Genomic DNA, 23,836 nt, shown 5'->3' on the forward strand with positions numbered 1-23,836 from the left:
GAATGCTCATGATAAATACTACACTGTTCGATAATCAAATAATGCTTGTTAAAACCGAGCGGGCTGGTCGACAAAAAGGCGGGGAGAGCGCTGAATTGTAGCGTAGGAGTCCGCCAGCTGGCGGATTTTGATTTTTTGCATCTTTTTGATCAAGCAAAAAGATGAAGAATAAAACTTAAAATAAATATGAATATGAAATTGCCCCTATTACTTTTCGGTAGCTTACTTTTTGTTGCCACACAAAGCTGCAACGAAAAAGCCCTAAGCCAAACAGAAACCACATCAGCAGAGGTTCATTATGAAGCCAATTGGGATTCCCTGGCAAACTATGAAGAAACCGCAGAATGGTTTAAAGATGCGAAATTTGGCATTTATGCTCACTGGGGAGTGCTTTCCGTGCCTGCCTACGCCAATGACTGGTACCCACGAAACATGTATATTGTAGGTTCTGATGAATACAATCATCATGTAGCAACCTATGGCAAGCCTTCGGAATTTGGTTACCATGACTTTGTGCCCATATTTAAAGCGGAAAAGTTTGATGCGGAAGCCTGGGCTGAATTATTCCAACAATCAGGTGCTAAGTTTGCCGGCATTGTAGCGCAACATCATGATGGATGGAGCAATTGGGATAGTAAAAATAACCCGTGGAACTCAGTAGATATGGGACCAAAAAGGGATATTGTAGGAGAATTAGAAAAAGCAATCCATAGCAGAGGAATGAAGTTTGTCACTTCTTTTCATAAAGCCAGAAACTTACAGATTTTCCAAAATGACTCTTCCAAATGGCTGGACGATACATCCTACTTTCCTTATAACCCGGAAATGCCTACCTCTTCAGAAGATTCCCTGGTGAGCATTATGTATGGGAACATCTCCAAAGAGAAATTTTACCAGAACTGGCTGACTGAACTGAATGAAGTAATTAATCAGTACAGCCCAGATCTGATTTATTTTGATAGTAAGTTAAGCAAGCTACCAGATTCAATTAAAGCGCAGTTCGTGGCTGATTACTTTAATTATGCCACTAAAAAGGGAAAGCAGGTGGTAATTACCCATAAAGAAGGAGAACTACCTAAGTCTGTAAGTTTGGAGGATTTCGAAAAAGGCAGAATGAACAAAAAAACGGAAGAGTTTTGGCTAACAGATGAAACAGTTTCTATTGGAAGCTGGAGTTATACCAATGACCTTGGCCTTAAAACAGCGAATGAAATTATTGATGTGCTGGCTGATATAGTGAGCAAAAATGGCGCACTCATGCTCAATGTTTCACCTATGGCCAATGGGGTTATCCCGGAAAACCAGCAGGCAATTTTAGGTGAAATTGGCGATTGGCTGAAGGTAAACGGAGAAGCTATTTATGGCACCCGCACCTGGGAAGTTTTTGGTGAAGGCCCTACCAAACAGGAGAAATCAGGCATGTTTTTAGCTCAACTGAGCTATACTGAAAAAGATATCCGCTATACTAAAAAGGGAAATGTTGTTTATGCCATTATTTTAGGCTGGCCCGGAGAGCACGAAGAAGTACAACTTAGTGCTCTTTCTTCAGAAAAAATGGCTTCTCTATCTCAGAAAGTGGAGGGTATTTCCATATTAGGTTCAGAGGAAGCGATAGAGTTTAAAAGTACTCAATCCGGCTTGTCTGTAATGATGCCATCTCAAAAAGTGGATGATAAGGCAATAGTATTAAAGATAAAGCTAGGTGATAAAATTTTTTGAAATGATTCTTTAAGTTCTGGAAGTATTTGCTCCATCAGAATTTGGAAGTCATTTTTGTGGAATAGGAATTCGTTCGGCTTTTATCTTTTGCTCGAAAAATACTTTAGCTTTATTTTCAAAATCAAAAGCATTACCAGTAGTGTAGAAAGTTGTTTTCCCATTTCTACTACATTTTTTTTCAATTTCCGGATGGTTCTTCAAATAATTTACAAGACTATCAGAAACTAATTCTCCTTGAGGTAATAGCTTTATTTGCTTAGGAACAAACTTTTTTATGACAGAAGTCAGCAATGGGTAATGGGTACAAGCAAGCACTATTACATCTATTACATTTGATTGAGATAGTAATGATTTGATATCCTTTTCTATAAAATAGTTTGAACCAACGTTATCTATTTCGTTATTTTCTACTATTGGAACCCAAAGAGGGCAGGACTGTTGAAAAACTTCTATTTGAGGGTGAAATCTGTTAATTTCAATTTTATAGGTTTCGGATAAAACTGTTCCTTCCGTAGCGAGAATTCCAACCTTATTAGTCGATGTATAATGATTAATTATTTCAGTTGTTGGTCGGACTATTCCTAATAATTTTTTGTCTTTAGGTAGGTCTTTTTGTTGAATAGTCCGTAAAGCTTTAGCTGAAGCTGTATTGCAGGCTAAAATCACGAAATTACATCCTTCGTCAAATAATTTAAAAACACATTCCTTTGTAAATTTGTATACTGTTTCAAAAGAACGAATTCCATAAGGAATACGTGCATTGTCCCCTAAATAGATGTAATCGTATTGTGGTAGTTTTTTTTGTATTTCTTTGAATACAGTTAATCCACCATATCCTGAATCAAAAATCCCAATAGGAGCATTATCAATCATAATTAAGTGTTTATTGGATTTTGTAGTTACTACTAACGACCAACTATCATCTGTAAGTTGGACTTCTCAAATTTCTATAAAAGTATCGAGTTCCAATAGCCTTTGCAAAATAGCTCAGTTAGCTTATAGACGATAGTATTTGTTTTCGGGAGTATTTCATTAGATTTTAGTTAGCCGTTTATCACTTTGTTAAGTTTCTTGTTATGACGTTTATACCTCAGTTTGTTGCTTAAAATCCACCAAATGGCTATTCCATATCCAATTGCAACAAGAATGGTTATGATATGTATTCCAAGGAAGAAGACAATGATGGCAAGGACAGCTGTCAGTACAAGTTCAATGTAATAATGTTCTTTTTCTTCAAGTCTTCGTTGGATGATCTGCTTGTTCCCTCGTCCTTTTCCAATTCGTTCATTTGTCTTTTTAACGAATTGATCAACTGAGTAGAATCTATCTTGGTCTGAAAGAGAAAAACAGATTCCGAACGTGAGTTCGATATCCTCGAAAAACCGATAATATCTGCGCACACCTTTAAATGAGTTCTGTATGTTGTTTTTAGAAGCTGGTGGGTTTAGCAAGTAGTCTAAAAACCTAGATTCATCGTAATTGGCATCAGGAGTTTTCCTGTTACGTTGAAATACTTCAATTATTTGGGATTTAAGTTCTTCGGAGTTCATCTTAGATGTTTTGAGAGTCTATTCTCAATTTCTCTTCTTCTCGTGGCTTGTTAGAATGTTCGATTGGCTTCAGGTAGTAATGGAAAATGTTGTTGGACTCTTTCTTTTGAATGTCTTCAAGTGATTGATCTCTCTTTTCTAAGTTGTTAAATCTCAAAAGCATATATTCAGTTGATTCGTTTTCAAAAATCACTTGTTTACCTTCAGCATGGTCAAAGAGTATTCGCGCACTAACCTCCCCAACTTAGACCAGACTGTTCAGAGGTTAGCACAGTTCCTCTTCCAAGCCCATGTTGAAAATGTTGAAGTTCAATCACCATTCCCCGGCCTGTAATATTGAAACTATTCTTTGCTATAGCAATTGCTTTTTCAGTCATTTTTAAAGTTCAGTTGGCTGAAGTCAACCTAATAGCCCATCATTATAAAGTTCACACCCTCTTTGAATTTACCAATGAAGTCAATTTGAAAAGTTTGTTGGTACTCTGGGTGAATATATTGGTTAAGAATTAACACTTCTGGTTGAGTAAATATGAATTCATCAGCATTGTATTTATCATAGAAAGATTTGAGCACCCCTTTTCGCTGATAAGAAAGTTCTTCATACCAATAGTCTTGTTCTTTGGTTCCGTCTTCATGCGTTCGATAGCTGAGAAATTCTTTATAGCTAGTAAGTAACCCCTGACTTTCGTCTGAGTTAAGCCAACAGAGTTCGTCTACTGGTTCCTTTACAATTTTGATAAGTGAGATATCTAAGCCCATATGATGTACTATTCTCCAAAACGGTCAGTGTAAAGTGCGTTTCAATGCATTCTTTATAGTGTTGTATTCTTTACTTTTCTATATATTTAAATTGTTTACCGTAGTATTCTGAGTGTTCAAATTCTCCAGTGATCAAAATATTTCCATCTTCGATTTTAGTTTTGATTCTTTCTAATTCGTTGAAGAAATTCGGTTCTATATCAATTAAAATCTTCCACATTTGTTCGTTAGTCATAGTATTTTCAATAGAATGAATTATTGATTTACCCTGTTCATTAAAATTACCAAGTGTGTCAATCTTACTTAGAAATAGATAACCTGAATCCATCCAATTATAGAGTAGTCTTATGGATTCTTTAAACGGCAATTCCTTGGAGCATACTTTTCTTATTAGCTGAGTTAATTCATTTTTATGAAGTTCTGAGTAGTCAATTTTATTTTCTACGATCTTCTCAACTTCTATCCGATTACTTTTATCCCTAAAGTCAAGTGATATTAGTTCTGTATACAATTCTTCTCCAAGTTCAGATTCTAACTCTTGGCATGAATAGACCCATTCCTCAAATTCATCTGATGTCAGCTTTTTGCTTACGTAATCTGATAATATTTTACTGATTTGTATATTCATTCCTCATATTGCATATAACGCACAGCTATGATGACTGGGGATTAGAAAGCACTAACCTCTCGTCTCACTCATAGTCACGCCTTGATTTAAATTTAAAACTTGTGGCGGACTTTCCAATACCCACGAAAATATCCAGACCGATAAAACCCCATTCATACATAGCAGATGTTATCACATTTTTAATCAGAATCGGTTACGCATATTATGTTTAATTCTTTCCAGTTTCTATTGACCAGAAAGTAAGTGACATCGCAAGCAACACGGGAAAACCACATATTCCAAGGTTCATAAGTCACATAATAATCATATTCTTTATATCCTTTGGGTAGATAGTCTGAAATGAAGTTTTGAACGGTTGAAACAAGTTCTCTTTCTTTTAAATTACTGCCATCAGTATACGCTCCTCCAAATGAAAGTAGAGAGCACATGTCTCCTAAAAACGGAAATAGTCCACTAACTCCTCTTATATTTTTATTAAAAATAAATTTCTCATCAAACGGCATTAAACCTTGTTCTGCAAGTAAAGTTCTTAAACTTTTATTATTAATTGTTTCCGTAAAAAAGTTCATTGCTCCTAATGTTCCACTATTAAGTTGAAGGCCATTAGTCACCTCAAACTTCATGATTTTATAGCGTTGCTCAAATTGTGTATCAAATTCAATTATGAATGGTTTAGATTTATCAGTTAGACCATTGTCAATAAGTTTGAATTCAAGTCGTTGAATTATGTCTTTGTAAACAGCCCATTGATCTTCCCTTGATAAATTGCTATTGTCCATTTTTTATTTTCAGATTTGTGATAGTCGAGTAGCCTCACATTGAGCAATTTGGCTCATGGCAGGCTCGATTATAAACCGTTAATTTTTTATGCGCTTGTTCCCCAATTATATCTTATATAATAATTTTCAGTTTCAAATAAATAATCTTCATCATTCCACTCAGATTTTAAATGAAAGGTTTTAAAGGAATTTTCGTGAATCCAATCTTGCCTAAACAATTCTGATTTTGAAATGGTTGAATTCCAATCTCCATTGATATAGATTCTGGTTAAAGGCCATTTTTTATACCCTTCAATCTTATTTTCAAAGGTAATTTGAGAATTCAATTCAAATTTACTGCTCCCAAAATGATGGTTGAGGTGTGTAATTACTTTATCTAATATTTCAGTCTTACTTTCTTTCTCAAAATAGAAATCTCCGAAACGAACAAATTCTTGGATAATTGAAATCATCAATGCTTCTTCGATGCTTTCAGTATTCTTTTTATCCATAATATAAATGAAAGTCTTTGCTTCAATTTTATCATTGTCCAAATGAAAAGAGGATATAGGAGTATCAAATGTCTTATTGAATAGCAATAAACAATTCTCAATATTCTTTATGTAGTCAATTACGTTCATTTAATGGTTTACAACGGTCTTGTATATGAGCCGATCCCGAAGGGTATGGCTTATATACTTTGTTGGCTGTTCGTGCTTAATTTTCTAATTCTTCACTATTTACGATATTTATAGTATCTCCAAACTTAGCTTTAAGTTCATCCTCGGAAATACATTCGGGGAAGGCCATTGCTAACAGGTGTTTTGGGCGTGATAGTGCCACATATATAATTCGCTGCTTTTCGCTAGGAAAGGCCTGCCCGCTGGATTCAATGTCTGAAAAGGTGATATTGTCTTTGTGCTTTTTTTCGTTGAAAAAGACCAAGATAGAATCCAGTGATTTCCCCTTGACTTGGTGAACGGTGGTAATAGGGATTCTGCTTTCTGAATATGACTTCTTAAAATGGTCCTTGAGAGGTTCATTTAATATGGCTTTATCAAATTTCCCTTTAAAGCTTCTTTCCTTTTGCTCGAAATTGACACTCTCAGTTAATTCCAGTCTTTCCTTCAGGAATGTTTGGGTTGAGGTAGTCCAATCGGAAATGGTCTGGTCAAAGCTCGGAAGGTCGTGCAGTAGATTCAACAACCGTGCATTGAATTGATTGTCTGTTTTGAGTTCTTGTTCCAATTCTTTAATGTCTGTCATTTCTTTCCCCCTACCAATGAGTACTACCACGATGGAACGGATTGCCTTAATAGCCGCCTTTATTTCATTGCCTTCAAATTTATGCTTGGCATCGATAATCCGGTAAGGAAGGTCGCTTTTCCATGGAACTTGATCGGCTGATTTGCCTAACATCTGATTTTTTAATGCATTTCCCCTGACAACGATCTGATTGTCTACCAGCCCGTTTTCCATACAACGCTGGTCAAAATGCTGCACGATGAGTGGGGAATTTGTTTCGTTGTATCGATAAATCATAACAGGTAATTTCATATCAGTTGAGCAGGCGGTGTTTATAGCGGGGTCGCCTTCCTTGCGAAGAATAGAAAAACAGTCAATGATACGCTGTGGAGATCTACGGTTGTCGGTTAAATCCAGTCCTTGCCAGTTTTCAGCATCGGCATATTTAGTAATGAAAAGGCCGGGGTCTGCATCGCGCCATTGATAGAGGCTTTGATACGGGTCACCAATGAATTCTAGATTGACTAGACCGAGTTCTACAAGTCTGTCAAACAGAGCATGTTGAACGGCTGAATTGTCTTGCGCTTCATCTACAATTATGTGCGGGAAGCGAAGCGCTAGCCAATTACCGATTTTGGGTTGGTTGCGAAGCAAGCTAAGCGCAATGAACGCAGAATCGCTCGTTGTTATCAGGCCAATTTGAACTTGCCATTTTTTTAGCGCGATGCAATAATTTTTGAAAACGTCTGGTGCCACCTTGTCCGCGGAAGGCTTGTAACCGTTTGACGAGAAAGTACCATCACTTTCAAACCTGATGGAAGAAGGAGGATAAGCAAAGCAAATGAGCTGATTATTTCTTGCCTTAAATTGAAACCTACCTTTCCAAGCATCATTAAGAAAACCAGGTTCATCAAGGATTTTAGGCCGCTTGGCATTTTTTACAAAGAGATAGTAGTATGGCAGAGTAATGTAATGATTGATAAAGCTGTCTATGGTAGAAACCTTGTGTGGAAAGCCTAAATAATCCCCACTCAATTCGGTGTATTTATTGCTTATCTCGTCTTTTGCTGTATTGGTGAATGATAAACAGGCAATGCCGCTGAAGCGGCTAAGAGTTGTTTTGTATTCGTCCTGTAGCAGCATGAGCTTTCTTGCTATGGCAGTGGTTTTTCCACTTCCAGGGCAAGCATTCAGAACAATTTTGCTTCGTGCATCCAGATAGGCTTGGCGTTGTGGATTAATCTCAAATTCCATTGCCTTACTTTAACTGAGATAATGCTGTCTTTATATACTGCGGAATAACAAAGTTCTGCCGCGCATTTTCGAGGTTTTCGAGAATATGAAGGGCAAAATCCTGAGCGAAAACGGCCTTTCCGGGCATAGCTTTCCAAAGCAAAATGGACGTTCTCCGGTGTTCATCATCACTCATTTGGTCATTCTCAAATGTAGCTGTGTAGGTCTTAATCGGCTCCGTTTTGCTTGAATCCAAGACTGCGAGATATGAGAACAGAAAGTTATCTGTCAGCTTAGTTCTATCCTTTGGAACATTAGCCAGAGCAAGTTCATATTCCAATGTTTTAAACGCAGTGTTTACGCTTATCTTGGCATTTCCATTAGCTACGGACTGAAGGTTTGCAACCCTTGTGTTAACATTACCGTCTTGGATTTTGGTGTCTAGCTCGGTGAGTTTTGCATAGTTGTTTTCAAGTAACCTTTTAAAGCTGTACTCCTTGGTCTTTGAATCTGTAAACTGGTCTTCGTCTGTTAGGATTGCAATAGTTTTGTCAATTTGTTTTGAAGGGTCTGTAGAATTAAAGAGGTACAGGAAAGGGTAAAAGGAAGTGCCTCGGACATTCACCAATTCTATTCTGTAATCTTCTAGACGGTAGTCTTCGATTTGTGTAAAGGCAGAAATAAGCAGTTCTTCTGATATTCCTTCTAGAAAAAGTCCAGACTTGGCAAACAGCAGTTGAGACTTGGTTACATCGATGTACCGTTCCAGTTTCTTTCGCCTAATCTCAAAATCGGGTTTTGTTAGGGGGGTGTTCTTTGAGGTGTCTTCAACAATACTCTCGGCCTCCCGATCATTAAATAGGTTTCCAAGTCTGTACGCTTTGGTTTTCTCTAGTAGTATGAGGTTTTTAAGTGGCACCTTGGACGTGAGCGTTGGGGAATGTGAGGTAATAAATAGTTGACTATTATCTGATTCATTTGCTTTCTCTAAAAAGTTGTAAAGGCTAAGTTGGAGTTGTGGATGCAGGTGCGCTTCTGGCTCTTCAATCAGCAACGCAAAATGTGGTGTGCTATCATCTGCAATTTGTTCTTTTATGTCGCCAAGCACAGTGGCAATATAAATAAGGTTGTTGTAGCCAAGACTGTTTTGCCACAGATAGAAGCCTTCATCTTTAAGTGTGTCCCGGTTATGTGGCAAGAAGGGCTTAATGGCATTGACGATGTATTCAGTTTTAGATTGTTCAATCTGTAGTCCTATTTTGTTGTCTTCAAATGCCTTGAATATTCCTTTCAGATTACTGTTAACACCCTCGCGTGTGTCTTTTACTTCTTCCCGCTCCAACAGTTCATCGTTGGCTCTTTTCATTATTTGCTCGATATCTGCTCCGCTGTCCTTTCGGTCCACAAAGCGTTTTATTACTCTTCCAAGAATATTACCTCTTGTGTTAAGTAAGTCTTTGGTGCTGTCCCTAAGAGCTCCCAGATAATAGTGCTGGAACAATTCAAAGGTTTTGTAATCTGCTCTCTGCCCCTCAACATCACCAGTGCTATAGGTGAAATGCGGATATTTCCCATTCCTGTTCTCATATTGAAGCGTAATCTTAGCATAGTCATTTTCATTGTTATCTGGATCAATGACCATGTATTCATAAAAGGCGCCCTTTTGAGAATTAGTAAGCCCTTTAAAATGGTAGGTGATTGTTATCTGCGTTGAAGTTTCAATTTTAATTTGGTTTCCTGCTTTTGTGCTCTTTTCGTGAAAGTCATTAAGAGAAACGGAAATATCGCGAAGGGGCTCACCTAAGTTGTAAAGTAGGCGAATAGCATCAATTACAGCAGATTTATTGCACCCATTTTCACCGATTATGATATTAATGTTAGGGTCGAAATCGACTTCGAGATATTCAATACCACGATAATTCTTAATGCTCAAATAGGATAAGTACATTCTTCAAGGTTTTTCTGCATGACAGCTAACAATTCGCTAAATACACCTGAAGGTGCATATATTTACTTTATATTTTTCTTAACCGACAACAAACGCTTGTAAACGCTTACAAACATTTACACACTGTTTTCTGTCGGTTATCTTAAAGTTATGAACATAGCTTCTTCTTTCTTTAAATGCAAATATTTCACCGAATAGCACAGCAAAATACCTAGAAGTAGGGAGTGGGTTTAATCATTTAATGAAAGAATAAGGGTTTTCTTCAGAAGTATAAATGGAGCACTAGCAACCAACAATGCCAATAGTGTTTTAAATTAAATTGTAAGCTTCCCCTTTCTTGGACAATCCAAAAGTAGACTTCTTCATTGATAACTACTATTATTAAAGGTGTTAATTGTGGGTAACTCGCCAGAGTTATCCACTGTTAACGCCTAGTCCAGCTGGGCATACTCAGTTGGCGTGCAATCTTTCAGGCTATCATGTGGCCTGAAGTTATTATAATCTTCCATCCATTCAGTAGTAAATTGCCGTACTTCGTTAAGATCAAGGAATAAATACCTGTCCAGGATTTCATCTCTGTAAGTTTTGTTAAACCTTTCAACATACCCATTTTGCATAGGCCTGCCGGGCTGTATAAACTGAAGGGTTATCCCTTTTGATTCGCACCAGTCCGCCAACCTTTGAGCTATAAATTCCGGTCCATTGTCCACTCTGATCCCTTCAGGCAAGCCTCTCCAGTCCTGAAGCTCTTCAAGAACGCGTATGACCCTCTGAGAGGGTAGACCTGTAGCAATTTCTATATGCAATATTTCTCGGTTAAAATCATCTACAATATTGAGTGTCCTAAACCTTCTGCCAGAGCCAAGACTATCACTCATAAAATCCATAGACCATCCTTTATTAATCCCCTCCGGCACGACCAAAGGTTGTTTCACTCTTGCTGGTAGTCTCTTCTTGCTTTTGCTTCTCATGCTCAGATTTAAAAGCCTGTAAATTCTGTAAATCCTTTTGTGATTCCATGGATAGCCTGTTTTCCTAAGCCGTTTATACAGCTTCCAAAAACCATAGCCTGCATGTTTTTCTGCCAAAGCAGAAAGGGTATCGATAAGTTCAATGTCATCTTTCTTGTTCTTATAGTAATAGTTGGAACGACTAAAGTTTACTAAAAGGCAGGCCCTGCTGATGCTCACGGGGTATTCTTTCAGAATATAAGCTACCCCTTGGCTCTTCTCAGCAGGGGCTAAAACTTTTTTTCAATGACATCTTTAAGGATTTTGTTGTCCAGGGCCAGGTCAGCATACATCTGCTTCAGTTTTCGGTTTTCTTCCTCAAGTTCCTTTAAGCGCTTTAGCTCCTTTACCTCCATGCCCCCATATTGCTTCTTCCAATTGTAGAAGGTGGATCTGTGAACTCCTAGCTCACGGCATAAATCGTTGACATCCCTGCCAGCTTCATGAGATTTTAGAGCCTTAATAATTTGGCTCTCGGTGAATTTTGTCTTTTTCATACAGTTTAAATTTACAAATTTTGTCTATTTTTAAACTGTCCGATTTGTGGGGAAGCTTACAAAATATCTTCAATTCATGGAACAAACCTACTATTTAGGATTGGCTTTCTTTTGGCTTTTCGTAGCAGCTTTTGTTGTAGGTAGTTTATCGTTCTATTCCCCGTTCTTATGCTTGTCGGCATACTTACGATATAATTCTCGCATAAAGCCATCAGGATAATTTGAGAATTCCCTGTCAAGTTTAGCCATTTTTTCTTCTGATACCTCATTAGAACTATCATAAAACCAGCTTCCGTCTATAGGCAAGAGTTGTACAGCCTGATTTATTATTTCAGAGGATTTGATCGCTCCAATTGCCATTAATGATACAATAACCCGTTCCTTATATTGAGGAAACCATTCTTGTAAAAATGTTAAAATGGAGTCAGCCTGTCCTGCGTTTTCAAGGTGCATACATAGGAATAAATCTAGTTCTACAGTATTGAGTGAGTTAGGGTCTCTTTCATAGCGTCTAACTAGAATTTCGTATAAAGCTATGGAAAAATCTGAATTATTCTTTAGCATAAAGAGACCTTGAAAGTCTTCTTCCAAAACAATTTTGTCTCGTTTCATGAGTTCGTTCTTCATTTCTTCAGTCATCCATGAAAGTCCACTGTATGGGTCTTTATCCATTTGCTTCTGTTTTATAATGATATTTCAGGTTGCGACAATTACATACAACGGCCTGTGTATGGTGTTGTAGAATCACGAAGGGTGCTATGCACTATACACCATGTTAGCTACCGTATTTTTCTAATTTTATTTTCAATTCATTTCCTGAAATAGAAGTCATCTTAATGTCTTCAATTTCATTCTCGCCAATCAAAATTTCTTTTTCTCCAAATTGTAAATCAGTTTCACTTAACCCAATAGCTATAATCGTTGCTTTTTCTCCTTTCGGTAGTTTATTATACCCATCTTCATTTTTTGTAAACCAATATTCATTAGCTGAATGTTCTGTACCGCTCAGGATGACCTTTCTTCCATTAAAAATCAGATTAATCAGTGGGGATTTTTGGTTGGTTTTGGCAATTAGTTTTACTGGAATTGCTTTTGGGTCTTCATAGAAGAAGTCAACATTTACCCATCCAAATTTAATTGCGTCATAGGAAATCATAGCTGAATTTAAGCTTTCAAGCTTTGTGGTATCTATCAACTTTGTTGTGTCAATCTTAGTTAGTTTTTGTGAGGCAAACATTTTATAAAGTTGAATAGTCCATTGACCATGTTCTTTAGCTCTTTTTAGAATAGATTCATGAGCATCTTTTTGTGCCTGGGTTCTTGGCCCTCCATTAGGTCCTGGCGGTATATTATTCAAGTGATAATTAACTCGGTCAGTTGAATCTTTAATAAAATAGTCAACAACCATTTCATCGATCTCCCAAAGGTTTTTATCTAGGTTTTCTATGTAAATATTAACTACTTCTTCCCAACATGTTGAATAGTATCTGTCGGCAAACTCTTTTGTAGCCAGAATAGTGTTTTCAAAATCAGTTATATTACCGTAGTAATTGTAATACTTGTTTTTGATTGTATCAGTTGTTATTCCATAATGACTTGAACATTCGGTCAGGAATTGGTTCTTGGTAAGAAACTTTATCGGGTAGGGTATTAACGATTTTGCAGGTTCTTCTTTTTGCTTCCAATTTATTAGCCCCCCTTTATCACGTACACCAAGAAAAATGTCAGGATCATTGTTTAAGTCCTCTTGTGGAATTTGAATTCTTATTGAAGCATTGTCTGCTATTTTCAACTCATTACTATGCTCATCTTTAGCTGAGAAGTATATCATTCCTTTACTTTCAAGAATTTGGTCATTGTGAATTGTTTGAAGATTAGAAGTAATGAAATCCTGAATTGAAAAATTCTCTTTCAATTGAATTGTTATTTCTCCATTCAGCCTATTTCCATTTGGATGAGTTATTGAGTTTTCAGGAATTATAAGAATTGTTCCCTTGTCTCCAACTATAGTGTTTGATTTAGAATTGTCAATTTTAAATTCTTGATTTGCCCCTGAAATAAGTCGTAAAGAGTCAATTAGCTGCATGGGAATCTCTCCATATTCTTGATTAATTATCACATCAGTTTGGGATGTTTCTTTACACCCAAATAGGAAAAATATGATTAGAATTGGAAATACTAATTTATTCATCTATTGTTTCTTTTATAGTAGCTAACACCCGAATATAGTAACCAAAGTTGTTATATCCGCATTATATTTGTTAACCGACAACAAACGCTTGTAAACGCTTACTAACATTTACACACTGCTTTCTGTCGGTTATCCTATTCAAAGCTATGAACATAGCTTCTTCGTTCTTTAAATGCAAATATTTCATCGAATAGCACATAAAAAGACCAATAAGTAGGTAGTGGTTTTAATCATTTAATGAAAGAATAAGGGTTTTTCTTCAGAAGTATAAATGGAGTATTAGCAACCAACAATGACAGTAGTGTTTTGAATTAAAATATCGTAAATTGAGAGAACAAACCTAATACTTATGGTTAGTTGGCTTTCTTATGGCTTTTCACAGCACATATTGTTATGTGGCTTAATTTGGCTCAGATCCAGCTTTCGGGTTATAGAAGCCTTCGTTTCCAATTGCTTTCGCTATTGCTTCATTTACTGAGTTGGAGTCAGTAGCTATGTCGGAATAGTGTAATGCTAGTTGAATCTTCATTACATCCTTGAGCAATGGATGTTCAATATTGTCTGTCATTCTTCTAGCCTCAGCCTGTTTTCGATCTGTTCTCAGCTTGTTGAAGAATTCTTCCATTTCTTTTTGAGCTTTATTGGATCTTGTGAAAAACAAGGCAGAAACAGCCTCAATAACCGCACTGGATATAAATGAAGCAATTGACTGAGCAGATGCCAAATCTTGGTTGGCAAATATTACAAATACGATAATAGAAAACCCGAGAGATGCGAATATTATACTAAACCAAAAGCTGACTTTGGTTTGATATAGAATTTGTGTGTAGTACTTCGCTAGTTGCTCTATTTCAAAAGGCAGATCATTTTTTGAGTCGGAACGAAGAGATTTAATCAAGTCGTCATAATCACGCTTAGTTGTTCCGTCTCCTTCAATTACGAAGTTTCCAAATTTGAATTTACGAACTTGACCAAACCGAATTAATCCCAGCGCGGAGAATAATACCGCTACTATTGGGAGTATTAAGGAAAGAGTCTCGATTAATGTCTTAGTCAGTGATTCCATTGGCTATTCTGATATGCCACATAACGTCCAACTAAAATGAGTAAGCGCCCCAGTTGTTAGAAGCACTGAGGTTATAAGTTTGAATTGTAATATCATAGGGCTAAGTTCGCATATTCATTTTAGTGTTTGTTGTGATTTCGTGTTTTTTATAATTTCTCTAAATTCTTCACTGTTATGTGGTGGAGTATCTTCATAGGTAATATATCCTTCATCACTTCCACATAATTCTCTTATTTCTTTAAATATTTTATCCTCAATTTCTGTATTAGGATGTTTTGTTTCACAATAAATTCCCATGATAATATGAGAATCATCTGTGAAGAAAAGTTCAGCCCCTCTCAAATCTGATTTCGTTGGATTAGCCCAATAAAGATTGTGTTTTACAGATTTATTCTCAACAAGAAATTTAACAGCTTCTTTTGCGGTCTCAAAAACTTCAACTGGATTTTCAGCATATTGAGGAACTTCATATTCATCAGCGCTTTCTCTTCTATCTGGCACAAAATAGTTAAGAAATTCTTCTACAAATGATTCTGTTCTCTTGTCTGTCAAAACATAGCAATCCGCAAAATAACCTTGGTATTCGTCCATTATTAATACTTTATTTGCCTAAGAAACTCAACTCCACCTATTCGCCCGTCTTTCAATATGTCAAGAACTATAGTTCCTTCAGTTGCATGCTCTAAAACTATGTTTTCCAAAAATTGCCATTCGGAACCTTGCTGATTTGGTCGTTCTCCAGATACTAAGCGAAGGTATGGTCGCCTAATCCATTGTCTTATTTCAGACGCTCTCAATTGCTCGATTAAGTCAGTTCTGTTTGGTTCTTGTTCCTTTATCAAGTCTATTATCCATTCTATTTCGAAGTAGGAATTTTTCATCTTGCCAGCATGAAGTACAACAATTCGCTAAATACACCTGAAGGTGCATTTATTTACTTTATATGTTTCCTAACCGACAACAAACGCTTGTAAACGCTTACAAACATTTACACACTGCTTTCTTTCGGTTATCTTATGCCATGCTATGACCATAGCTTCTTCTTTCCTTAAATGCAAATATTTCACCGAATAGCACAGCATAACACCTATAAGTAGCTTGTGGGTTTAATCATTTAATGAAAGAATAAGGGTTTCTTCAGACGTATAAATAGAGCACTAGCAACCAACAATAACAGTAGTGTTTTAAATTAAATATCGTAAATTCATAGAACAAACTTACCATTTATGGTTAGCTGGCTTTCTTATGGCTTTTCATAGCACAGAATGTTAGCAGTTTTCTTTATCATTATTCTAACAAATCTTATTTTCCTATTGCTGATTAGCCATAATAAGAGAATGAATTGTTAGTATAATTTGAATGACCTACTTATTTAACTTTACAGTCTCATTTTAAATGAAAATCTCATTTTTAAATCTTATAAGTCTGTTGCAATCATCAGAAATTATCAAATATTATTGTTTGTTCAAAACTGCTATTTCAACTTCACTCCAATGACATTCGCAAACAGCACTTTGTTTTATAATCTTTGTTTTGTCAATGTTTTGTTTGCCGATAGGGAAACCCGTCATTTCTATTTTGGTGTATGTTTCTCTGAAATGAGGATCTCGAATATATTGTTCAGTTATTCGTCCACCAAAATTTTTGTAATGACTTATTAATTCAGTTATTGGAGGGCATAAAAACTCAGGTTCTAAAAGTTTTGATTCCTGAACATCGCTTTTATTTGCCTCGAGACATACCCTCTTGATCAACCTAAGACTATTATCTACCTCCTCGTTTACAATGTATGGCGCTGTAGGAAGATCATCTGCTATTGCAGTTAATTTAAGTCTTTCAGATTGTAAATTTGATTCTGTAATAAGATTAATTCTACTATAAATTGAGCCAGTTAAATACTCAAGATCAATCTTTTTAGACTTATAGTCTGCGATTAGTTCAATGATTTCTGATAATTCTTTGGACATTTTATATTCCGGCTAATGTTTCTAAAACTTTTGAAAATCAATATTTTGAATTTAATTCCTCTACAATCTTTGGTTCTCAGTTAGCTTGTGGAGTCAATGACTTGGCTATAGGAGGAATTACTGCTAACGGTTTTGGGGCTTTGCGTACGGGCGGGTTTCGGAGCGCAAAGTTTCAATTTATTACTAAAGTTCAATAGTAGCATAAAGATTCAAGTTTGCACATCAGCCCGCCTGACGCAAAACCCGTGTTATGCGGTCGTTTTTCTATTCTTTCAATTCGTCTTTGCTCCATTCTAGTCCATTAAATATTTGGTCGTGACTGATTAACCATTCAGCTTTTTCTTCGTCAAGGAATTCTATCTGTCTGTCTGAAACTACTTTGTCAAAAACAGATTTGTTTACTTCATAACTATGAACTTTATCAGAATAAACAACCTTGGTTTTAAAACCTAGACTTGTCTCAATAAGTAATAGTCCACCAATATATTCGTCTTGAAAGTCAAATGGTAGAAATATTTCTGTCCCTTTTTCTGCCTGACCAATTCTACTATTCCAATAGTCAATAAGTTTAGTTGTCGCATAGTTTAAAAATTGTCCGTCCTTAACATTATTATTTTTTAATTCTTCGTCACTGATTTCTAAAAAGTCGAGCAAATAGTAACTGTCGCCAGTTTTTGTATATATCGGAAGGTTGTCAATTTTCAAGAAAATGTCATCGTGTCCGCTACCTAATTTGTCAACTATTATTCTTATCATAATTCTGTCGGTCGTGTCGTTTTAAAATGCCGCATAACAATTAAGTATATGTACCTCTAAATGTACATACCTATTTAATATTTTTCCTAACCGACAACAAACGCTTGTAAACGCTTACAAACATTTACAAATGGTTATTGAGCGGTTACTGTATTCAAAGCTATGAACATAGCTTCTTGTTTCTTTAAATGCAAATATTTCACCGAATAGCACAGCAAAATACCTAGAAGTAGGTAGTGGTTTTGGTGAAAAAGAAAGGAGAAAGCGAGGGAAGGCAAAAGTGTGCAGCAGTTGTTTCATTGAAAAGAGAATGCCTACTATCTGTATAACAAGGTTTTACTTTCTCAACTGATGCCATTTCTATATTGCTCTAAAACATACCTTTAGTCGCCTCTAGCGCCATAGGCATCCCTTTGGGAGGGACAGCCTCACAGATGTAAATCAGCAGAAAACCTAATCAGCTTTAGCTCTATTTTCTAATGCAGACTCCTTCTTTTTTTGAAGGTGATCCGTTTTCAATCTATTCAAAGGGAATTTTAGATCTACTTATTTACATCCCACTCACTTCTGTCAATTTTTGTAGTGTCAATATGCTCTACCCTATTCCAAAGCTCCAGAAATGGTGTGAGTTTTACAGTTCTTTCCCCAGCATATCCAAATACTCCTATATTCCATAATTGTTGACTGATTGTTACTTCAGGACTCCTTTTATGACGATAAATAATTGCTTTGTTTACCCACGCACCATAGCTAAAAGAATACATTAATAGAATGCTCCAAAAGAACATCCCAATTGCGGCAACAATTGTTAAAATACCTATTCCTATATTTACCAACCTCCTTCTTCTTTTCTTGATTGTCCATAAAAGAGTGAGTAAAATTACAATAGGAAGTCCCTGTAGGAAAATATCATAAAAAAGGTGTTTATGATGCCCTTCAGCAAATTCTATTGATATGGATTGGCCAATAGTTGTTGCATATAGGGCAATTGCAAAAAACAGTAAAGTCGTCCACTTCAATAATTGCCGAGCTCTTTTCATCTTTTATTCCAATATTATAAAACAACTTTCATTCTAAAATTCAATTGACTGAAAGCTAAGGCTCTTTGTCGAGCAATCGTAATTTTAGTTGGTACCTTTTTACCATTCTGGGTTTCCTATACCCAGCAAACTTTCCAACAAGTTAATCACGCTATATTTTACTACTTATCCAAGCAGTTTGGTGAGCGTCATTTTCTTATGGCCATATCTTGATTAGCATGACATTTTTGAGAAGATTTCTAGTGGTTAAGAAATGAGGTCAAATGCTTTTATCAAGGAAGCATTCACCAATTAGTCATTCAATTTAATTCGTGCCAGTCGTGAAGCAACAATACTGATGAAGAATATTTGAAAAGCATGAAAAAGCATTAAAGGCAATAAAACCAAACCCATGGAGTAAGATGGAGGAAATAAAAATTTTGAAAAGACAGTACCATGCACAAGCGATTTTTTAGTGCCGCAGAATTGTGCTGTGATCATATCCTGCTTATTAAATTGTAGTTTTAAGGCAACCCACCTGATTAAATAATACATTATAAAGAAGAGTGCAGCTACTGCAAAAATTATCAAGAGTAAATCTCCGAGGTTCACTGAACTAAAAACTTTATCTTTGAATGACTCAGCAAAACTTTTGTAAATAATCAATAAAATCACTGATTTATCAAAGATGGTTAGCTGTTTTTGATATTTTACTGCGTATTTTCCTAAATATTTCTGTAAAAGCATTCCTAAAATAACAGGAATAAGAATCTCTGTAACAAGCTTAAGGTAGGTATTGCCTAAATTAAAATCATTTGTTTCCTGAACCAGGAATAAGCCCATCCACAGTGGGGTAATTACTATTCCTATAAGTCCGGATATAGTAGCATTAAAAATGGCAGCCGGCACATTTCCTTTTGCCATAGAGACCATCACTACCGAGGATGAAACCGTAGAAGGCAATGCCGCCAAAAAGAAGAAAGACAGCCATAAAGGCTGTCCGTCAGGGGTATTCATTATTGGATAAAAAAGTAAAACTATCAGAGGGAATATCAAAAAAGTAGAAAGCTGCACCAAAACATGCAACTTCCAGTTCTTCAAGCCATTCCTCAGTTTTTCCGGACTTAGTTTTAGACCGTAAAAAAAGAAGATGAAGGAAATACCGATGCTTCCGATAGTATCGAGAGGCACTGGGCTCTCCTCACACACAAAAAAAGGAACAAAATAAGCAAAGGCAACTACAGCAATAATTGCCAAAATAAATTTATCAATTTTAGGCTTCATTCTTATTAGAAGATTTTCTGTAAGCCAGATAATATACCTGTGGTAACACAGTAAGTGAAAGAATCATACAGATAAGTAATCCACCTACAATCATTATAGCCAGCGGTTTTTGTATTTCTGAACCCATTCCATTGGATAATGCAGCAGGTAATAAGCCCATAGCACCCATAAAAGCAATCATTAAGATAGGTCTTATACGGCTATACACCGCTTTAGATATGGCCTCTTTCAAAGGGATTCTATCATTAAGGTTTTGTCTGATGTTGCCAATTAACACAATACCATCGATAGTTGCCACACCAAAAAGAATAATAAATCCTATTCCGGCAGAAATTCCAAAAGTGGTGCCCGTAATCCACAAAGAAAGATACCCCCCAATGAAGGCAAAAGGCAGTACCATAAAGGATACCAGTGTGTCCTTCATGTTCCCTTCAAAGTTCATCCACAGCAGAAACATAATCAAGAGTAAAGAAACGGGAACAATAGTGGCCAACTGTTTTGTAGCACGTTCCTTCGATTCAAATTCCCCTGCCCATTCCATTTTAGAGGAGGATGGTAGCTCAACGGCTTCCTCCACTTTATTTTTAGCTTCTGCAATAGTACTTCCTAAATCCCGGCCCACTATGCTAAAACCAATTGCTATATAACGGCTCCCCCCTTCTCTGTAAATAAAAGTAGGTCCTGTTATAAAATTGATATCTGCTATCTCCCTCAAAGGAATCTTATTGCCATTCATTGTGGGAATCAGTATTTCCCCGATTTTATTTTCGCTGTCTCTATATTCCTTCTGGAACCTAAGGCGCACGTCAAACATTCTTTCATTCTCATAAAAAGTAGTGGCGGCAGTTCCACCTATAGCCATTTCAACCACTGCCTGAGCATCAGCCATTGCCACCCCATATTTACCCATCCTTTTTTCATTCAGCTTAATCCGCAATTCCGGAAGCCCAATATTGCGATAAACATTCAGATCTTCAATTCCTTCTATACCTTGCAGGCTATTGGCTACCTGGTCTGCATAGCCTTCAAGCTCGTGCAGGTCATCCCCAAATATTTTAATTACCAGCGAGCTTTTTACGCCCGCTACATATTCCTCCACATTATCCTGTATCGGTTGGCTGAAACCAAATACTATTCCGGGGTATGTTTGCAGTTCCTCCCTCATTTCCTCTATTAATGTACCCTTACTGATAGCTCGCTTCCATTCATCTTCAGGGTGTAGCTCTATATGAAATTCTATATTAAAGAAGCCTGTAGGGTCAGTTCCATCATTGGGCCTTCCCACCTGGTTTAATACAAATTTCACTTCTTCAAATTGGCGTAACTTGTGTTTCATCTCCTTTGCCAATCGCTTCGATTCCTCAATATTTACACTATTGGGAAGTGTAGCCCTTACGTAAACGGCCCCTTCATTCAATTTAGGCAAAAACTCAGTACCATGGTTCATAAAACCTACTACTGATAGCAAAAGTAGTACGGTAAAAGAAATAATTGTTGCTTTTCTGTGCTTTGAGGTAAACTGATAAAAATTAAACAGCCCGTTTCTAAAAGTACGGGTGATTAAATTCTCTCGCTCCACAATGTTTTTAGTTAACAGCATCTTGCACATTGCAGGCACATAAGTTAAGCTTAATATAAGGGAACCTACCAGGGCAAAACCTAAGGTGTAAGCAAGGGGAGTAAACATTTTACCTTCCACTTTCTGGAACGAAAAAATGGGCATTAATGCTACTATGAGTATTAAGAGGGCGAAAAATATGTAGGAAGCCACACTACCGGCACTTTTTTTTATAATGCCTGACTTATGGATTTTATTAAACCTTTCCATGCCTAATTCATGTGCTTTTCTTTCCAGGCCAACAAATACTACTTCACAAATTACCAGAGAGCCTTCCAGCAACAAACCAAAATCCAGGGAACCCATTGAAATAAGGTTGGCCGGCATATCCATTATTCGCAGCATTACAATGGCAAATAGAAATGCCAGCGGAATTACAGAAGCCACTATTAATGTTAATCGCCAGTTATAAAGGAAAATAAATACGATAAGAGAGACCAAAACAATTCCCTCCACCAGGTTTTTAGTAACAGTATTAACCGTTACATCTACCAATTCAGTTCTGTCTATAAAAGGTTCAATTTTAACATCCCTGGGCAAAACCCTTTCATTTAAGTCTGCTATCTTTTCCTTTAGCCTAACTATTACGTCTCCGGGGTTCTCCCCTCTCAACATAATAACTATTCCTTCCACCAGGTCATCTTCATCCTGTAAGCCTACTATGCCCAACCTGGGCTTGGCAGAAACTTTCACTTCTGCCACTTGCTTTACCAAAATGGGTGTAGTACCTCTGGTTTCTATCAGGATATTCTCAATGTCTTCAATACTTTCCAGCAAACCCACGCCACGCACCACATAGGCCTGGCTTCCTTTTTCTATTACATCTCCCCCCACATTGATATTGCTTTTTGAAACAGCTTCAAATACTTCCAGCGGTGACAAATCATAATTCGCTAATTCGGTGGGGTTGATTTTAATCTCGTAAATTTTTTCTTCTCCCCCAAAGCTCACTACATCTGCCACACCTGCAACTTCCAGTAATTCCCGTTCAATTACCCAATCGTGAATGGAAGTTAGCTCCTTAATCGGTTTGTTACTTTTCAGCACATATCGAAAAATTTCTCCTGTGGCCCCATAAGGCGGGTCAATTCCTGCGTCTGCCCCATCTGGCAAATCCACACCCTGCAACCTGTTGGCAGCATACTGTTGCGCGTAAAAGTCGTCTACATCATCTTCAAAGGTTACTGTTACTACTGACAGTCCGAAAAGTGAAATAGAGCGTACATTGGCTTTGCGCGGGATGGTATTTAACTGCTTCATGATAGGAAGCGTTACAAATTTCTCTACCTCCTCAGCACTTCTGCCGGGCCACTGTGTAATAATCCGCGCCCTTGTATTGGTAACATCAGGAAAAGCCTCAATAGGCGTGTTCATGTAACTCACAATTCCTGCAATTAATAACAAGGCAGTAAGAAAGAATATAATAATGGTATTCTTGAGGGAAAAGGCTACAATGCCCTGAACAAATTTTTGCATCTCTCTTTAGTTCTGGAAGTTTTTAAGTTGCTCATAAATCAGAAGCTGATTTTGCGAAATGATTTTTTCATTCTCTTTCAGATCGCCAGAGATAAAGCTGATATCATTTCCGCTGGATGAAATAGTTACCTCTTTGGCTTCCAGCTGACAATCGGATTGATAAGTAATCACGTAACTGCGGTCATCACTAAAGACTATCGCTTTGGTAGGAACACTCAGCGCTTCAATATCCGTTTGCTTAAATGCTACTACATCTACCAGCATTCCCGGTTTCAGTTTTAAGTTATCATTTTGTAGCGATACCCTTGCTTTCAAAACTTTTGCTTCCTGATCGTAAGCCTGAGATATCCTTTCTATATTACCTTTGAATACTTTGTCAGGATAAGAAAGCGTTTTAATTTTCACGTCCATCCCCTCCTGAATATGCTCAATATTTGAAGCATAAATATTCACCATTACCCATACCTCGCTTAAATCGGAAATTGTAAAAAGGGATTCTCCTTCGGCTGAAATTTGCATACCTGCCGCTATATTTTTATCAGTGATAATTCCCGAAGTAGGTGCCTTTATTTCAAAAACTCCCCGTTGCGTGCTGGCACTAAAGAGGTTAAGGTGAGAAGTAATCTTGTTTTTTTCGGATCTCAGTATATCTAATTCACTTTCTGCTTCCAACAAATCCCTCTCCGAGGAAATTTCATCATCATACATGGATCTCACTGATGCCAGCTGCCTTTCAGCTACTTTAATTTGCGCATTCAAATTGCTTAATTCAGCTTCTAAACTGCTTAGTTCAGTACTTCTTAATTCTGCCAGAACCTGCCCCCTGTTAACTTTATCTCCTAAAGAGAAATATGTATTGGAAATGATTCCTCCTACCAGGCTTACGAAATGAATTACTTTATCAGGGTTAGGCTCCACAACCCCGGTAAGTGGAATCTCCTCTACTACGTTCTGACTGATCAGCTGCTCAAACTTTATCTTCTTTTTAAAATTATCATTCAGGCAAAACGCTTTGCTATTTGCCTTGTCAGGGATCGAAGCATTCTTTTCGCATCCGAAAGCCATTAGCACAATGATGCTAAATAGCCCTATTTGTTTTATCACGTTCATGA

The 23,836-nt window shown here is 36.9% G+C and carries 23 protein-coding genes; 1 reads left to right on the plus strand and 22 read right to left on the minus strand.

Annotated elements, in window-relative coordinates; all coding sequences use genetic code 11:
• Positions 1-192: 192 nt before the first annotated feature.
• On the plus strand, positions 193-1,719 hold the full coding sequence (locus tag IEV85_RS00795) for an alpha-L-fucosidase (RefSeq protein WP_188459895.1): 1,527 nt from the start codon (positions 193-195) through the stop codon (positions 1,717-1,719).
• Positions 1,720-1,767: 48 nt separating this feature from the next.
• Here the strand turns inward: IEV85_RS00795 and murI are convergent, their stop codons facing one another.
• From murI to IEV85_RS00905, 22 genes are all read right to left on the minus strand, one after another.
• The gene (murI, locus tag IEV85_RS00800) at positions 1,768-2,592 is read right to left on the minus strand and encodes a glutamate racemase (protein WP_188459896.1); all 825 of its coding nucleotides are present in this window, start codon (positions 2,590-2,592) and stop codon (positions 1,768-1,770) included.
• Between the two features lie 170 nt (positions 2,593-2,762).
• Positions 2,763-3,269 carry a hypothetical protein gene (locus tag IEV85_RS00805; protein ID WP_188459897.1) on the minus strand — a complete coding sequence of 169 codons (507 nt, stop codon included), beginning with the start codon at positions 3,267-3,269 and terminating at the stop codon, positions 2,763-2,765.
• A gap of 1 nt (position 3,270) precedes the next feature.
• Positions 3,271-3,426 (minus strand): hypothetical protein, encoded by a 156-nt coding sequence (locus IEV85_RS00810; protein WP_188459898.1) that lies wholly within the window; start codon positions 3,424-3,426, stop codon positions 3,271-3,273.
• A gap of 73 nt (positions 3,427-3,499) precedes the next feature.
• Complete coding sequence (locus tag IEV85_RS00815; RefSeq protein ID WP_188459899.1) at positions 3,500-3,646, minus strand: hypothetical protein; 147 nt, start codon at positions 3,644-3,646, stop codon at positions 3,500-3,502.
• Positions 3,647-3,674: 28 nt separating this feature from the next.
• The gene (locus IEV85_RS00820; RefSeq protein WP_188459900.1) at positions 3,675-4,028 is read right to left on the minus strand and encodes a hypothetical protein; all 354 of its coding nucleotides are present in this window, start codon (positions 4,026-4,028) and stop codon (positions 3,675-3,677) included.
• A gap of 70 nt (positions 4,029-4,098) precedes the next feature.
• Positions 4,099-4,656: a hypothetical protein gene (locus IEV85_RS00825; RefSeq protein WP_188459901.1), complete on the minus strand. Its 558-nt coding sequence runs from the start codon at positions 4,654-4,656 to the stop codon at positions 4,099-4,101.
• A 179-nt stretch (positions 4,657-4,835) separates the two neighbouring features.
• Positions 4,836-5,435, minus strand: coding sequence for a hypothetical protein (locus tag IEV85_RS00830; protein ID WP_188459902.1), 600 nt, complete (start codon positions 5,433-5,435; stop codon positions 4,836-4,838).
• An 86-nt stretch (positions 5,436-5,521) separates the two neighbouring features.
• Entirely contained in the window at positions 5,522-6,055 is a 534-nt protein-coding gene (locus tag IEV85_RS00835; protein WP_188459903.1) for a hypothetical protein, read from the minus strand.
• A gap of 76 nt (positions 6,056-6,131) precedes the next feature.
• A complete protein-coding gene (locus IEV85_RS00840) occupies positions 6,132-7,913 on the minus strand; it encodes an ATP-dependent helicase (protein WP_188459904.1) in 1,782 nt (593 codons plus the stop codon).
• 4 nt (positions 7,914-7,917) lie between these two features.
• Positions 7,918-9,840 (minus strand): ATP-dependent nuclease, encoded by a 1,923-nt coding sequence (locus IEV85_RS00845; RefSeq protein ID WP_188459905.1) that lies wholly within the window; start codon positions 9,838-9,840, stop codon positions 7,918-7,920.
• A 431-nt stretch (positions 9,841-10,271) separates the two neighbouring features.
• Positions 10,272-11,347 (minus strand): IS3 family transposase gene (locus IEV85_RS00850; RefSeq protein ID WP_188459906.1). Its coding sequence is split into 2 segments (ribosomal slippage): positions 10,272-11,095 and positions 11,095-11,347, totalling 1,077 coding nucleotides; the frame shifts between segments, so codons are not numbered across the junction.
• A gap of 153 nt (positions 11,348-11,500) precedes the next feature.
• On the minus strand, positions 11,501-12,019 hold the full coding sequence (locus IEV85_RS00855) for a DMP19 family protein (RefSeq protein WP_188459907.1): 519 nt from the start codon (positions 12,017-12,019) through the stop codon (positions 11,501-11,503).
• Positions 12,020-12,122: 103 nt separating this feature from the next.
• Positions 12,123-13,538 carry a hypothetical protein gene (locus IEV85_RS00860; RefSeq protein ID WP_188459908.1) on the minus strand — a complete coding sequence of 472 codons (1,416 nt, stop codon included), beginning with the start codon at positions 13,536-13,538 and terminating at the stop codon, positions 12,123-12,125.
• A 400-nt stretch (positions 13,539-13,938) separates the two neighbouring features.
• Complete coding sequence (locus tag IEV85_RS00865; RefSeq protein ID WP_188459909.1) at positions 13,939-14,604, minus strand: TRADD-N-associated membrane domain-containing protein; 666 nt, start codon at positions 14,602-14,604, stop codon at positions 13,939-13,941.
• 114 nt (positions 14,605-14,718) lie between these two features.
• Positions 14,719-15,195 carry a hypothetical protein gene (locus IEV85_RS00870; protein ID WP_188459910.1) on the minus strand — a complete coding sequence of 159 codons (477 nt, stop codon included), beginning with the start codon at positions 15,193-15,195 and terminating at the stop codon, positions 14,719-14,721.
• Between the two features lie 2 nt (positions 15,196-15,197).
• Positions 15,198-15,485 (minus strand): hypothetical protein, encoded by a 288-nt coding sequence (locus tag IEV85_RS00875; RefSeq protein WP_188459911.1) that lies wholly within the window; start codon positions 15,483-15,485, stop codon positions 15,198-15,200.
• Positions 15,486-16,058: 573 nt separating this feature from the next.
• The gene (locus IEV85_RS00880; protein ID WP_188459912.1) at positions 16,059-16,571 is read right to left on the minus strand and encodes a hypothetical protein; all 513 of its coding nucleotides are present in this window, start codon (positions 16,569-16,571) and stop codon (positions 16,059-16,061) included.
• A gap of 264 nt (positions 16,572-16,835) precedes the next feature.
• Positions 16,836-17,327, minus strand: coding sequence for a hypothetical protein (locus IEV85_RS00885; protein WP_188459913.1), 492 nt, complete (start codon positions 17,325-17,327; stop codon positions 16,836-16,838).
• 542 nt (positions 17,328-17,869) lie between these two features.
• Positions 17,870-18,367, minus strand: a complete 498-nt coding sequence (locus IEV85_RS00890) for a hypothetical protein (RefSeq protein ID WP_188459914.1) — start codon at positions 18,365-18,367, stop codon at positions 17,870-17,872.
• A gap of 291 nt (positions 18,368-18,658) precedes the next feature.
• Positions 18,659-19,630, minus strand: a complete 972-nt coding sequence (locus tag IEV85_RS00895) for a bile acid:sodium symporter (protein WP_188459915.1) — start codon at positions 19,628-19,630, stop codon at positions 18,659-18,661.
• On the minus strand, positions 19,620-22,724 hold the full coding sequence (locus IEV85_RS00900) for an efflux RND transporter permease subunit (protein WP_188459916.1): 3,105 nt from the start codon (positions 22,722-22,724) through the stop codon (positions 19,620-19,622). Before IEV85_RS00900 ends, IEV85_RS00895 begins: the two co-directional genes overlap by 11 nt.
• 6 nt (positions 22,725-22,730) lie before the next feature.
• Complete coding sequence (locus IEV85_RS00905) at positions 22,731-23,834, minus strand: efflux RND transporter periplasmic adaptor subunit (protein ID WP_188459917.1); 1,104 nt, start codon at positions 23,832-23,834, stop codon at positions 22,731-22,733.
• Positions 23,835-23,836 lie beyond the last annotated feature (2 nt).

Origin of the sequence: Marivirga lumbricoides (assembly GCF_014636295.1) — a bacterium.
GTDB lineage: Bacteria > Bacteroidota > Bacteroidia > Cytophagales > Cyclobacteriaceae > Marivirga > Marivirga lumbricoides.